Origin of the sequence: Caulobacter sp. X, assembly GCF_002742635.1 — a bacterium.
In the GTDB taxonomy this organism is placed as follows: domain Bacteria; phylum Pseudomonadota; class Alphaproteobacteria; order Caulobacterales; family Caulobacteraceae; genus Caulobacter.
Genome location: NZ_PEGF01000001.1, coordinates 1,657,513 through 1,671,210, shown reverse-complemented (window position 1 = coordinate 1,671,210; position 13,698 = coordinate 1,657,513). Strand labels below are relative to the sequence as shown.

The 13,698-nt window shown below is 68.9% G+C and carries 12 protein-coding genes; 2 read left to right on the top strand and 10 right to left on the bottom strand.

What is annotated here, in order from left to right; translation table 11 throughout:
• Positions 1-56: 56 nt before the first annotated feature.
• The 3 genes from CSW60_RS07700 to tet all read right to left on the bottom strand — a co-directional run bounded on the left by CSW60_RS07700 (position 57) and on the right by tet (position 3,264).
• A complete protein-coding gene (locus CSW60_RS07700; protein ID WP_099536688.1) occupies positions 57-368 on the bottom strand; it encodes a hypothetical protein in 312 nt (103 codons plus the stop codon).
• 189 nt (positions 369-557) lie between these two features.
• Positions 558-2,009 (bottom strand): carotenoid oxygenase family protein, encoded by a 1,452-nt coding sequence (locus tag CSW60_RS07695; protein WP_099536687.1) that lies wholly within the window; start codon positions 2,007-2,009, stop codon positions 558-560.
• A 40-nt stretch (positions 2,010-2,049) separates the two neighbouring features.
• On the bottom strand, positions 2,050-3,264 hold the full coding sequence (tet, locus tag CSW60_RS07690; RefSeq protein ID WP_099536686.1) for a Tet(A)/Tet(B)/Tet(C) family tetracycline efflux MFS transporter: 1,215 nt from the start codon (positions 3,262-3,264) through the stop codon (positions 2,050-2,052).
• Between the two features lie 70 nt (positions 3,265-3,334).
• Here tet and tetR point away from each other — a divergent pair, with 70 nt between their 5' ends.
• A complete protein-coding gene (tetR, locus tag CSW60_RS07685) occupies positions 3,335-3,958 on the top strand; it encodes a tetracycline resistance transcriptional repressor TetR (RefSeq protein WP_099536685.1) in 624 nt (207 codons plus the stop codon).
• Here the strand turns inward: tetR and CSW60_RS07680 are convergent.
• Complete coding sequence (locus CSW60_RS07680) at positions 3,942-5,267, bottom strand: sorbosone dehydrogenase family protein (protein ID WP_099536683.1); 1,326 nt, start codon at positions 5,265-5,267, stop codon at positions 3,942-3,944. The genes tetR and CSW60_RS07680 overlap by 17 nt on opposite strands.
• 76 nt (positions 5,268-5,343) lie before the next feature.
• Here CSW60_RS07680 and CSW60_RS07675 point away from each other — a divergent pair, with 76 nt between their 5' ends.
• A complete protein-coding gene (locus CSW60_RS07675; RefSeq protein ID WP_099536682.1) occupies positions 5,344-6,015 on the top strand; it encodes an arylesterase in 672 nt (223 codons plus the stop codon).
• A 235-nt stretch (positions 6,016-6,250) separates the two neighbouring features.
• Here the strand turns inward: CSW60_RS07675 and CSW60_RS07665 are convergent, their stop codons facing one another.
• From CSW60_RS07665 to CSW60_RS07640, 6 genes are all read right to left on the bottom strand, one after another.
• A complete protein-coding gene (locus CSW60_RS07665) occupies positions 6,251-9,328 on the bottom strand; it encodes an efflux RND transporter permease subunit (protein WP_099536680.1) in 3,078 nt (1,025 codons plus the stop codon).
• 11 nt (positions 9,329-9,339) lie between these two features.
• On the bottom strand, positions 9,340-10,425 hold the full coding sequence (locus CSW60_RS07660) for an efflux RND transporter periplasmic adaptor subunit (protein ID WP_236634234.1): 1,086 nt from the start codon (positions 10,423-10,425) through the stop codon (positions 9,340-9,342).
• A 124-nt stretch (positions 10,426-10,549) separates the two neighbouring features.
• A complete protein-coding gene (locus CSW60_RS07655; protein ID WP_099536679.1) occupies positions 10,550-11,182 on the bottom strand; it encodes a glutathione S-transferase family protein in 633 nt (210 codons plus the stop codon).
• A 136-nt stretch (positions 11,183-11,318) separates the two neighbouring features.
• Positions 11,319-12,491, bottom strand: coding sequence for an acetyl-CoA C-acetyltransferase (locus CSW60_RS07650; RefSeq protein WP_099536678.1), 1,173 nt, complete (start codon positions 12,489-12,491; stop codon positions 11,319-11,321).
• A 65-nt stretch (positions 12,492-12,556) separates the two neighbouring features.
• A complete protein-coding gene (locus CSW60_RS07645; protein ID WP_099536676.1) occupies positions 12,557-12,994 on the bottom strand; it encodes a hypothetical protein in 438 nt (145 codons plus the stop codon).
• 163 nt (positions 12,995-13,157) lie between these two features.
• Positions 13,158-13,520, bottom strand: a complete 363-nt coding sequence (locus CSW60_RS07640; protein WP_099536675.1) for a hypothetical protein — start codon at positions 13,518-13,520, stop codon at positions 13,158-13,160.
• Positions 13,521-13,698 lie beyond the last annotated feature (178 nt).

Sequence of the window (13,698 nt, the reverse complement as noted above, 5' to 3'; positions counted from 1 at the left end):
GCGCGTCCGGGGCGCGCGTCCGGGCGGCCTAGCCGCCCACACTTGGGCTGACGCGCTTAGCGCCCGAACGGCGTGGTGGCGTAGGCCGAGGCGCAGGACCGGTTGCACAGCACCCAGTCTCCGCCGCAGCCGGAATACTCGGTGTTGCGCGCCTCGCAGAAGTACCGGGTGCGCGAGCACATCGCGTTGCAGCGATCGAGGTCGCCCGCCGGCTGGCGGGGCGTCAGGGCCCACGGCGCCGGCAGGATGGTCGCGGGCAACTCGTGCGCCGGCAGCACCGAGGTCGAAGTCTTCGGCTTCTGGGCCTGCAGCGCGGCGGCGGGACCGGCGAGCGTCAGGATCAAGAGGGCGAGGAGAGGGCGGCGCATCAGGCCGTCAGGATTACCGGACGGCCGTGAAAGGGCGGTTAAGCGTAGAGTAGCGCCCCCTCCGTCACGATGCGTATCCGCATCGCGCCACCTCCCCCGCTTCGCGGGTGAGGAGGAAACGTCATCCTCCCCCGTGCAAACGGGGGAGGTGGATCGGCGCGAAGCGACGAGACGGAGGGGGCGCTTCCGCTACCCCCGCAGCATCTCCCGCCCCGCCCAGACGCTGTGCGTGCCGCTGCTGAGCTTGTGGGGCAGCGCCACGCGGCAGACGATCTCGAAGCGCTTGGCGTCGACGATCACGCACTCCGAGGTTCCGCGGGTCTCGTCGATGATGAAGCTGACCAGATAGCCGTCGTCCTCGTCGACCGCGCCCACCTTCGGCGCGAACGGCGCCTCGCTGGCGTAGCGGCCCTCCGGCAGGGTGATCGACCAGCTCTCGCCCGTCTCCAGGTCGTGCTTGACGAAGCCGTTGAACAGGAACCAGCCCGGCCGCGTCGTCGTCGAATAGGCGTAGCGATAGGGCTTGCCGGCGTATTTCTGGTTGAACATGCCGAACTCGAGGATCCGGTCGTCCAGATGCTTCTCGCTAGTCTCGCCGGTCTTCAGGTTGAAGCGCCAGCGGTGCAGCTTGGGCAGGAAGCTGTGCTCGTCCAGATAGGCCATCAGGTGGCCGTGGCCGTCGGGCGCGCCTTCCAGCGGGCGCGGGATCGGCTTTTCCTGGAAGTAGCCGTCCAGCACGACCTCGTCGCCGTCCTCGTACGCATTCAGCCAGTGCAGCACATAGGTCGGCTCGGCCTCGAACCAGCGGGGCTCGCCGCCGTGGCGGGGGACGAGAGCGAAGCGGCTGGGCAGGCCCTTGTGCAGGCGCACGGCGTGGATGTCGCGCGCCATCAGCTCCTGGTCCCAGAACACCGGCAGGTCGTTGAGGATCGCCCAATGCTCGGAGAAGGCCATATCATGCGGCAGGCGCGGGCCGGGCAGGGGCACGCCCTGATAGAGCTTACGCTTCCCGTCCGGACCGACCAGGCCGTAGTGCATATAGGGCCAGCTCTTGGAGTAGTTGAAGAACAACAGCTCGCCGGTGTTCTCGTCGACCTTGGGATGGGCCGAGACGCCGTCCAGCGGGGCCCAGGACGCCACGCCCAGGGTCTCCAGCGTCAGAGGATCCAGGCGATAGGCCTCGCCGCACTGGTAGAAGGTGGCGATCGCCTCGCCGTTATGGACGACGATGTCGGTGCTGGCGCTGTCCTTCAGCGATCCGTGGGCGCCGAAGCCGGGACGCTTGGAGGTCCCGGGACCGTCCATCAGCCCGCCCCACAGGCTCTCGTTCACCTCCTGCTCGGCCTCGAAGCAGCGGGTGCGGACGAAGCGGTTGCGATAGGTCGCCTGGCCGCCCTTGAACTCGATCTGGTGGATCATCCCGTCGCCGTCGAACGGGTGATAGCGGCCCAGCGGGTCGTGGACGGGGTTCTCGGTGTTGCGCAGATAGACGCCGTCCAGGTCGGCCGGGATCGCGCCCTCCAGCACCTCCAGGTCCCAGGCGTTGACCTCCTCGTGCTGCGGCGTCCAGGGACCGGTCATGTACGGGTGGTTGGTCGGCGACAGCGACGTCCGCACTGGCGGCAGGCGTTCAAGTTTCATCGGCGGCTCCTCCCGGATTTTGAGAGGAGGTTACGGCTAGTCAGTCTTGTTGTGCAAGTTTCCGCTGCGAACGGCTGAGCAAGATCGGCAGGCATAGCAGGCCGACCGCCGCTCCCCCGACCCAAACGAGACCGGGGAACCAGCCGCGGCTGGCGAAATAGACCTGGGCGATGACCACGGGGCCGATGATCGAGGCCAGGCTGGCTAGGCTGGCCAGCACGCCCTGCAGCCGGCCTTGCTGGTCTTCGCCCACTTGCGCCGACAGCAGCGACTGGATGGACGGTTGGCCCACGCCGCCCAGGCAGAACATCGGCAGCAGCAGGAAGGCCATCCAGCCCTTGGCGGCCAGAGCAATGGCGACATAGGCGAAGGCGTCACAGAGGATGCCGATCGTCAGCGTGCGCCGCTCTCCGAAACGTTCGGCCAACGGCCCGGAGAGGAAGGCCTGGGTCAGGGCCGTGAAGACGCCGAAGCCGGCGAGGGAGAAGCCGATGGTCCACGGATCCCAGGCGAATTTGTCCTCGCCGTACAGCACCCAGATCGTGCCGCCGACCTCGCCGACGATGGTCAGCATGGCGTAGGCCGCCAGCAACGGCAGCAGGGCGGGGAAGGCCGTCGCCCAGCGCAAGGCGCCGAACGGATTGAAGGCCGAGCGGTCGAACGGTCCTGTCCGCCGCTCGCGATGCGACTCCGGCAGAGCGAACAGGGCCAGCAGCAGGTTGACGCCGTTCAGAACGGCCGCCGCGATGAACGGCGCGCGCACCCAGAACCCGCCCAGCACGCCCCCCAGCATCGGGCCCAGGATGAAGCCGACGCCGAACATGGCGCTGAACATGCCAAAGCGTCGGGCTCGCTGGGCCTCGGGCGTGATGTCGGCGATGTAGGCCTGGGCCACGGCCATATTGGCCCCCGTGATCCCCGCGATGGCCCGCCCGACGAACAGCCAGGCCAGGGACGGCGCGAAAGCCATGAACACATAGTCGATGGCCGCGCCCGCCAGCGAGACCAGCAGCACCGGGCGCCGGCCAACCTTGTCGCTGATCGCGCCCAGCACCGGGGCGCACAGGAACTGCATCAGGGCGTAGAGGCCGAGGAAGGCGCCGAACCGCCAGCCCAGGTCGCCGGTGTGGCCGACCTCGCGCAGCAGGCGCGGAATGATCGGCATGACCAAGCCGATGCCCGCCACGTCCAGCGCCACGGTGGTCAGAATGAGGCCGAAGGCGGCTCGCGAGCGGTCGAAATTAAAATTTATCATCGATAAAGTCCCTTATCGGCGATAAAGTCCAAATGGCCCGCGCGGTCAAGTTGATTCAAACGGGAACGTCATGAAGGTCGATCGGCGGCGCATCCTGGATACGGCGCTGGAGTTGCTGAACGAGGTCGGGGTCGACGCCCTGTCGACCCGCGCGATCGCCGAGCGCCTGGGCGTGCGACAGCCAGCGCTCTATTGGCACTTCAAGAGCAAGCAGGCGCTTCTGGACGCCCTCAACGACGAGATTTTGGCGCGGGCGCACGACGGGCGCGCGCCGCGCGAGGGCGAGGCGTGGCAGGACTTCTTCCGCCGCAACGCCAGGAGTTTTCGCACGGCCCTGTTGTCCTATCGCGACGGAGCTCGGATCCACGCCGGCACCGAGGCCGCGCCCGACGACCTCGATCATGTCGAGGCCCAGCTCATGGTGCTGGTGCGGGCCGGGTTTTCGCCGGGGCGGGCCTTGCAGCTCTTCGTCGCCATCAGCCGCTATGTCGTCGGCTGCGTGCTTGAGGAGCAGGCCTCGCCCATCGCCGGCACGGGTCAGCAGACCAGGCTGGACGAAGCCGCCCAGGCCTATCCGGTGATCGCCGAAGCTATCGCCCAGTACCGCGTCGGCGGTCACGAAGGCCTGTTCGAGCGAGGGCTGGACCTGATCGTGCGCGGCGCCGAGGCGGAGCTCGCTACCGCGCCGCGCTGACCCGCCAGACCGCGTTCCCCACGTCATCGGCCACCAGCAGCGCGCCGGACGTGTCGACCGTCACCCCCACCGGACGCCCTTGCGCCTTGCCGTCCTTGTTCAGGAAGCCCGTCAGGAAGTCCTCGACGGGACCCGCCGGCTTGCCGCCCGCGAACGGCACGAACACGACCTTGTAGCCGGCCTGTGGCTTGCGGTTCCACGAGCCGTGCTGGCCGACGAACACGCCGTCCTTGTAGCGGGCCGGGAAGCTGGCGCCCTCATAGAAGGTCAGGCCCAGCGAGGCGGTGTGGGCGCCCAGGGCGTAGTCGGGAACGATGGCGCGCTCGACGAGGTCGGGGCGGCGGTCGCTGTCCTTGACGCGCTTGTCCACGTGGCGGCCGAAGTAGCTGTAGGGCCAACCGTAGAAACCGCCCTCGCGCACCGAGGTCATGTAGTCGGGCACCAGGTCGTTGCCGAGTTCGTCGCGCTCGTTGACAGAGGTCCACAGCTCGCCGGTCGCCGGGTTCCAGCCCATGCCGTTGGGATTGCGCAGGCCCGAGGCGAAGACGCGCTTGGCGCCCGTCGCCAGGTCGACCTCCAGGATCGCCGCGCGGTCGACTTCGTTCTGCATGCCGTTCTCGCCGACATTGCTGTTCGAGCCGACGGTCGCATAGAGCTTCGAGCCGTCCTTGCTGGCGATGATGTTCTTGGTCCAGTGGTGGTTGATCGGCCCGCCCGGCAGGTCGGCGATCTTGCGCGGCGCGGCGGTGATCTGGGTCTCGCCGGCCTTGTAGGGGAAGGCGACGATCGCGTCGGCGTTGGCGACGTACAGCGTGTCGCCGACCAGGGCCATGCCGAACGGCGAATAGAGGTTCGTCAGGAACGGCGTCTTCAGCTCGGCTGCGCCGTCGTGGTCGGCGTCGCGCAGCAGGGTGATGCGGTTGGCGCTGGGCGTGACCGAGCCGGCCTTCTTCATCAGCATCGTCTCGAAGAAGCCGCGCAGGCCGTGCGGGGGCTCGGCCTTGGGCGGGGCGGCGCTTTCGGCGACCAGCACGTCGCCGTTGGGCAGGACCAGCAGCCAGCGAGGATGGTCGAGGCCCGTGGCGAAGGGCTGCACGCGGAAGCCCGCCGGCGCGGTCGGCGTCACGCCCGACGGCCAGCCGACGACGTCCGAAACCTTAACGGTCGGGATCAGGCTCTTGCGCGGCTCGGGCAGGGCCGGATTGGGCCCATAGCCCACCGGACCCGTCTGGGACTGGCTTTGGCCACAGGCCGACAGCGCCGCCATGGCGACGCCGATGATCAAGATTTCGCGAACCCTGCGACGCATAGCCGCCTCTCCCCTTCATCCCGCGTTCAAAGCCAAACGCGTTTCATGTTGGCAGGCAACACATACGGTTCGATCCATGGAGAAGTTCCACACCGCTCCCGCTCCCCGTCGCGCTTTCCTGGGCGGTCTGCTGGCCCTGGCCGTCCCGGGCGTCGTCCCAAGCGCCGTCCAAGCCGCCGCGCGCCGCAAGGCGCCGCAGCCTCCGCCGCTGGTCACCGTGCTCGGCGACTCCATCACCGCGGGACTTGGCCTGGCGCAGGATCGCGCGCTGCCCGCCTGGCTGCAGCGGACCCTGGACGCCATGAAGATCCAGGCCCGCGTGTTCGGCTTCGGCGCCATCGGCGACACGACCAAGGCGGGGCTGTCGCGGGTCGAGCGCATTCCGCCCGAGACCGCTGTCTGTGTCGTCGCCCTGGGCGGCAACGACCTGCTGCAGGGCGCCGACCCCGCCTGGACCCGCGAGAACCTGCGCGCCATCGTCACCCGACTGAAGGCCCGGGGCGTCCGGGTGGTGCTGGCGGGCATGCGCGCGCCGGCCCTGCTGGGGATCGACTACGCCCGCCGCTTCAGCGAGGTCTATCCGGAGCTGGCCCGAGAGGAGGGGGTGTTCTACGCGCCCGACTTCTTCACCGGCGTGATCGGGGTCTCGCGCTACATGCAGAGCGACGGCATCCACCCCAACGCCGAGGGCGCGCGGATCATCGCCGAGCGGCTCGCGCCAGTCGTGGCGCAGGCGTTGCGGGGATAGGCCAGGACCGAGGTCTAACTCAACACCACCGTCATTCCCGCCCTTGTGGCGGGAAACCCTCTATCCGCCGCAGGTGAAGATGGGGCGGACCGCAGGCGGTCCGCTTGCGCCGCACGTGCGCATTGAACAAGGGGTTCCCGCCACAAGGGCGGGAATGACGGTGTTGGAGAGGCGAAATAGGAAAGGCCTCCGTCAGCGATGGCGGAGGCCTTTCCGTTGCGACGAGCCCTATCGGCTACTCCGCCGCCTTCGGCGCGGCGGCGTGGTGCTGGTGGCCGAACAGCTTGTGCATCAGCCGTTCCGAACGGGTCTTCAGGCCGTCCATCAGGATGAACACCACCGGGATGTAGAGCAGCGACAGCAGGGTCGAGGTGATCAGACCGCCGATGACGGCGATCGCCATGGGGGCGCGGAACTCGACCTCGGCGCCCAGGCCGATGGCGGTGGGCAGCATGCCCGCGCCCATGGCCACGGTGGTCATCAGGATCGGCCGCGCCCGCTTGTGGGCGGCGTCGACGATGGCCGTGCGCTTGTCCATGCCGTGTTCCTTCATCGCCATGATCGCGTACTCGACCAGGAGGATCGAGTTCTTGGCGGCGATGCCCATCAGCATCAGGATCCCGATCAGGGTCGAGATCGAGAAGCTGGACTTGGCGATGACCAGCAGGCCGAACGCGCCGCCGATGGCCAGCGGCAGGGCGACCATGATGGTGATCGGGTGGGCGAAGCTGCGGAACAGCAGCACCAGCACGACGTACATCAGGAGGATGCCGGTGATCAGCGCGCCCATGAAGCCGCTGACCATCTCGGCGATGAACTCGGCGTCGCCGGCGGCCACTTCCTTGACGCCCGGCGGCAGGTTTTTGACCGACGGCAGGGCGTGGACGCGGGTCTGGGCTTCGCCGACGACGATGCCGTCCAGCTCGGCGGTGATCGTCGCCACGCGCGAGCGGTCGCGGCGGTCGATCTGCGAGGGGCCGGCGCCGAAGCGCACGTCCGCCACGGCGTTCAGCGGCACGGGGCCGTTGGACGAGGGGACCTGCAGGGTCTGCAGCACCGCGATGTCGCCGCGCGCGTCGTCGTTCAGACGCAGGCGGATCGGCACCTGGCGGTCGCCCAGATTGTACTTGGGCAGGTTCTGGTCGACGTCGCCGATGGTCGCCACGCGCACGGCCTGGGAGATGGCGCCGGCCGAGACGCCGGCGCGGGCGGCCTGGTCGGGACGCGGCGTCACGACGATCTCGGGGCGAGCGATCGCGGCCGTGTTGACCACGTGCGCCAGGCCTGGGACCGAGCGCATCTCGGCCTCGACCTTGCGGGCGGCGGCTTCCAGGGCCGGGCCGTTGTCGCTGACCAGACTGAGCGTGTAGCTGCCGCCGTTCGACGGGCCGCCGCCGTTGTTGCTGCCCGCGCCGATCCGCGCGCCCGGGATGGCGGCGAACTGGTCGACCATCTGGCGGCTGAACGCCTGCTGGCTGATCCGCTGACCCTTGTCGGTCAGGTCGGCGGTGACCTGGCCCTTGTTGACCGCGTTGTTGCGGCCGACCGAGGCGTAGACGCTGACCACTTCCTTGCGGGCCCGCAGCTCGCGGGTCACGCGCTGCACGACGGCGTCGGTCTCGTCCAGCGTGGCCCCCGGCGGCAACTCGATCGAGAACTCGGACCGGCCGCGGTCGGCCTGGGGCTGGAACTCGAACGGCAGGCGGGTCGCCAGGAAGATCGAGAACGCGAACATCGGAATGCCCATCAGCAGGACTTTCCAGCGGTTGTTCAGGCCCCAGTTCAGGCTCTTCAGATAGGGACCCATCCAGGGCGGATCCTTGTCCTCGTGCTTGTGGTCGGCCTTGAGCATGTAGGCGCCCATCAGCGGCGTCAGCAGGCGGGCCACGACCAGCGAGAACAGCACCGAGATACAGGCCGCCAGGGCGAAGGCCTTGAAGAACTGGCCGATGATGCCCGGCATGAAGCCCACGGGCGCGAACACCGCCACGATGGTGAAGGTGGTGGCGACGACGGCCAGGCCGATCTCGTCGGCCGCCTCCATCGCCGCCGCGTAGGGGCTTTTGCCGCCGCGCATGTGGCGGACGATGTTCTCGATCTCGACGATGGCGTCGTCGACCAGGATGCCGACGGTCAGCGACAGGGCCAGCAAGGTGACGCCGTTCAGCGACTGACCCATCGGCGCCAGCACCGCGAAGGTGGGCAACAGCGAGGTCGGGATAGCCACGGCCGCCAGCAGGGTGGCGCGCCAGTCGCGCAGGAACAGCAGCACCACCAGCACCGCCAGGATGGCGCCGATAATCAGCGCTTCCATCGAGGCCAGATAGCTCTCCTCGATGTACTTCACGTTCGAGGTGATCTCTTCGATCTGGACCTCGGGGTGTTCCTTGTCGAGCTTCTCGACGGCCTTGCGGACCTTCTCGGCGGTCTGGACTTCCGACGCGCCGCGCGAGCGGATCATCGAGAAGGTCACGACCTCCTGGCCGTCGAAGCGGGCGCGCGAGCGCGGCTCGGCCCAGTGGTCGGTCACCGTGCCCAGGTCGGCCAGGCGCACGGCCCCGCCGCCGGACAGCGGCACCCGGGTCTCGCGCAGCTGCTCGACCGAGCCGGCCGCGCCCAGGGTGCGGATGGCCCGTTCGGCGCCGGAGATGGTCACGCGGCCGCCCGGCAGGTCGGCGTTCGAGGAGACCAGGGCCTGGCTGACAGCGGCGGCGGTGACGCCGCGCGCGGCCAGGCGGTCGGGATCGAGCGCGACCTCGATCTCGCGATTGACGCCGCCTCGGCGATTGACCTCGCCGACGCCGCGGATGGCCAGCAACGCACGACTGACGTCGTTGTCGACGAACCAGCTGCGCTGCTCGGGCGTCAGGGTCGGGGCCTTGACGACGTAGGTGATCAGGTCGTCGCCGGAGATGTCGACCCGGGTGACGGTCGGTTCCTGCATGTCCTGGGGCAGCGAGCCGCGCAGGTTGGACATGGCGTTGCGCACGTCGTTGGTGACGCGCTCGTGGTCCACGCCCAGCTCGAACTCGATCACCGTGGTCGAGGCGCCGTCCACGATCGTCGAGTTGGTGTGCCGCACCTGGCCCAGGCCCGCGATGGAGTCCTCGATCAGGCGCGTGACCTGGGTCTCCAGCTCGCTGGGCGCGGCGCCGGGGCGCACGGCCGTGACGACGACGATCGGCAGGTCGACGTCGGGATTGTTGTTGATCCGCATCGAGCGGAAGCCCGCGATGCCCGCGATGGTCAGCAGCAGGAACAGCAGGATGACGGGGATCGGGTTCTTGATCGCCCAGGACGAGATGTTGCGCATCGAAGCGTCCTCTAGCGAGCGGGCTTGGGCGAGGCGGCGCTGACGCGCACCAGATCGCCCTCGCCCAGGAATCCGGCACCCTCGACCACGACCTGATCACCGGCGGAGAGGCCGGTGGCGGCGACGCGGTCGCCGGTGGTGGTCAGGATCTGGATCCGGCGGAAGTGCGCCTTCCTGGCGTTGTCGACGACGAACACGCCCGGACGGTTCTCGCGGTACAGCACCGAGGCGCTGGGCACGACGAGCGCGGGCTGGTCGCCGGCGTCGATGCGGACGCGGGCGAACATGCCTGGGCGGAAGCCGCCCATCGACGACAGGGCCACGCGCGCCACGCCCAGTCGGCTGGTGGCGTTGACTTCCGAGGTGACGATCCGAACGCGGCCGCTCATCTCGCCGATCTTGTCGGAATAGACGGTCGCCGGCATGCCGGCCTTCACCGCGCCCAGGTCTGTTTCGGGGATCTCGGCGTCGACTTCCAGGCGGCTGTCGCGGACGATGCGGAAGAGCTCCGAGCCGGTGGTGACGATCTGGCCCTTGGTGACGCTGCGGCGGCTGATCAGGCCGCCGACCGGCGCGCGGATCGAGGTCTGGGCCAGGCGCGCGGCGGTTTCGCCCCGCGCGGCCTCGGCGGCGGCGAGGTTGGCGGCGGCCGTGCCCTGCTTGGCGGTGGCGGTGTCCAGCGAGGCTTGGGACAGGTAGCCCTTGGCCTGCAGCTCGCGGGCGCGGGCCAGGGCGGCCTGGGCCTCGGCCAGGGTGGCGCGGGCGCTGGCGACGGACGCCTCCTGCTGGCGCAGCTGGGCGCTGATCAGGGCGTCGTTCAGCTTGACCAGCACTTGGCCGGCCTGGACCACCTGGCCCTCCTCGGCGTTGACCGACACGGCCGTCAGGCCGCCGGTCTCGGCGCCGACCGGCACCTCTTCCCAGGGCGAGATGGTGCCCGTGGCGTTGATCTGGCGGGCGATCGGCTGGCTGGCGACGCTGACCACGCTGACGGTGGCCGAGGCGGCCGGAGCGGTCTTGGCCTTCTTCGGCTTCTTGTCGCCGCATCCGGAAAGGGCGATCGCGCTCACCCCCAGGACCAAGACCAGCGCGCTCATGGTCGGGCGGCGCCCATTGATCCGGTAAAGCACGTTCATCCCCAGCGACAGTTGTTCGTCGTCGGCCTTCTATCCGACAAACCCCCGGTCGCTGAGTTAATTTGCCGTAAGACGATAAGAAGGTTCAAACACTTGCTGGAGCGGCGCTCTGCGCGGCCTTGGCGCGGGCGAAGGCGGGGCGTTGGCTGACCCGGTTCCAATAGTCGGCGACCGCGGCCGGGAACTCGCCGTCCAGCTTCAGGGCGCTCGCCAGCAGCAAGGCGTAGGCCACCGAGATGTCGGCGCCGGTGAAGCGGTCGGCGGCGACGAAATCGGATCCCTCGAGGATCGCCTCCAGTCCCTTCAACCGGGCCAGGAACCAGCGGGCGTAGTCCTCGGCGACCTGCGGCTGTCGGCGTTCCTCGGGCTCCAGGCGCGCATAGCGCAGCACCAGGGTCTGGGGGAAGGTCAGGGTGGCCTCGCCATAGACCAGGCCGTTCAGATAGGCGCCGTAGCCCGGCTCGTCGGGCCGCACCGACAGCCGCCCGCCGCCGTGGCGCGTCGACAGGTACTCGATCATCGCCGCGGACTCGGTCATCCGCGTGTCGCCGTCGACCAGCAGCGGAATGGTGCCCAGCGGGTTCTCGTCCAGATACGCCCGCGCGTGGAAGCGTGGCGGAAACGGCAGCAGCTTGAGGTCGTAGGGGATCTCCAGCTCCTCCAGCGCCCACAGCGGACGGAACGAGCGCGCGTCGCGGCAGTGGTAGAGAGTGATCATGAAGTCTCTCCATCCCCTCTCCCCTTGCGGGAGAGGTTGGCCGAAGGCCGGGTGAGGGGTTTCTCGGCGTCGCCAGGCGAAACCCCTCATCCGTCATCCCGCGGATGACACCTTCTCCCGCAAGGGGAGAAGGACGCTACAGCCGCTCGACGATCGTGACGTTGGCCAGGCCGCCGCCTTCGCACATGGTCTGCAGACCGTAGCGGGCGCCGCGGTCCTTCAGGGCGTGGACCAGGGTGGTCATCAGCTTGGCGCCCGAGCCGCCCAGCGGGTGGCCCAGCGCGATGGCGCCGCCGTTGACGTTCAGCTTGGCCGGATCGCCGCCGGTGACCTTGAGCCAGGCCGTCGGCACCGAGGCGAAGGCCTCGTTGACCTCATAAAGATCGATGTCGCCGATCCTCATGCCGGCTCGCTCCAGCGCCTTCAGGGTGGCGGGGATCGGGGCCTCCAGCATGATCACCGGGTCGTGGCCGATCACGGTCATGTGGTGGATGCGGGCCAGCGGCTCGACGCCCAGGGCCTTCAGGCCGCGCTCGTTGACGATCATCACGCCGGCCGCGCCGTCGCAGATCTGGCTGGAGGTGGCGGCGGTGATCCGGCCGTCCTCGGCCAGCAGCTTCACCGAGCCGATCGACTCCAGCGAGGCGTCCCAGCGGATGCCTTCGTCGATCTCGTGGCGCTCGGTCTTGCCGTCTTCCAGCTTGACGTCGATCGGCACGATCTCGGCGGCGAACTTGCCGCCCTTGGTCGCGGCCATGGCGCGCTTGTGGCTTTCGAGCGCGAAGGCGTCGAGGTCGGCCCGCGAGAGGTCGTACTTCTTGGCCATCATCTCGGCGCCCATGAACTGGCTGAACTGGATGCCGGGGTACTTGTCCTCGATGCGCGGGCTCTTGTAGGTGCCAAAGCCGTTCTTGTAGGGCAGCTGCGAGGACAGGCCCATCGGCACGCGGCTCATGCTTTCGACGCCGGCGGCGATGACGATGTCCATCGCGCCCGACATCACGGTGGCGGCGGCGAAGTGGATGGCCTGCTGCGACGAGCCGCACTGGCGATCGACCGAGGTGCCGGGCACGCTCTCGGGCAGCTTGGAGGCGAGGATGGCGTTGCGGGCGACGTTCAGGCCCTGCTCGCCGACCTGGCCGACGCAGCCCATGATCACGTCCTCGATCAGCGCCGGATCGGCGCCGGTGCGATCGACCAGCGCGTCGAGAATGACGCCGCCCAGATCGGCCGGATGCCAGCCCGAGACCTTGCCGCCCTTGCGTCCCCCGGCCGTCCGCGCGGCCGCCACGATATAGGCTTCGCCCATGGGTTTCCTCCTCCTTGTGTGGGCGCGCGCGCCCCTGTTGCGAGGAGTGAAACAGGCGTTCGAGGCTATGTCAGCGGTGACGCGGCGTCAGGCCGACGACGGCGCGGCAAGGCCCCGCAGAACAGCGCGGCCATGGTCAGGTAGCTGAACATGCCCCCGCCGGCGACCAGGCTGGCGCGGTTGGGAATCCGGGGGTCGGCCAGGGTCGCCAGCATCAGGATCAGGCTGAGGGCGTGAAAGCCGCAGGCCCACATCGGCCACCACCGGTTCGATCGCAGGGCGATGAACAGCAGCACCAACATCAGGGCGACGTCGACGAAGAACGCGGCGCTCTGGGGGCCGAACCGCAGCTTGCTGTCATACAGCCACCCGGTGGAGAACCACGCAACGATCATGGCCGCGCCGGCCAGCCGTTCGGGCCAGCCGCCTCGCCAAAGCGCGACACCGGTTGAAATGAGCAAGGCCGCGAGGCTGGCCCACTGATAGGGATGGTTGAGCGCCATCGCGTTAGGTTGGCGTCCTTCCGCCAGATTGCAAAGATCCTCGCCAGCGGCAGCCGGCGAGGATCATGCGTTTAATCGAAGCCTGGAAGCTCCGCCACCGGCGCCGAAGGCCGCTCATCCCAGAAGATGAGCTGCGCCGGCGCGGGGGGCGAACCCTAAGGCTTTAGGCGGCGACGGTCAGGCGGCGCTTGGTCTTGGCCATGCCGGCCGGCTTCTCGGGCGCCTGGCCGAACTCGTCGCTGTCGTCGAAGCTCACGGCGGCGAGGCCGATGTCGTGCTGGGCCACCGACAGGTGCTTGTGGGTCGTGACGATGCCTTCGCGCGCCGTGGCCAGCGCCTGCATCGTGTTGACGGCCGACATCAGGGCGTCCTGGCCGATCAGCGCCGAGAGGTTCGCCGCCTGGCGGCTGGCGGGCATCAGGGCGGCGAGGGTGGCCGTGGAAGCGATGGCGGCGTCGATAGCCTTCTCCGCGGCGAACAGGGCGTCTGCCACGGATTGGGCGGCTTGGCGGCGTTCCTTGAGCATGAGCGGTCTCCTTCACGCCGGCGAGACCGGCGCGTTGCCAATGTTGATGGTTGGAGTAGGCGCCCGGCTCCTCGGGCGAGGTCTCTTAAGGCAGCAGGCCTTCGAGTGCGTGGAGCCCCGCCAGGATCGAACCGAACGCGAGCGCGGTTACGATCATCACGGCCGCGATGAAGGCCAA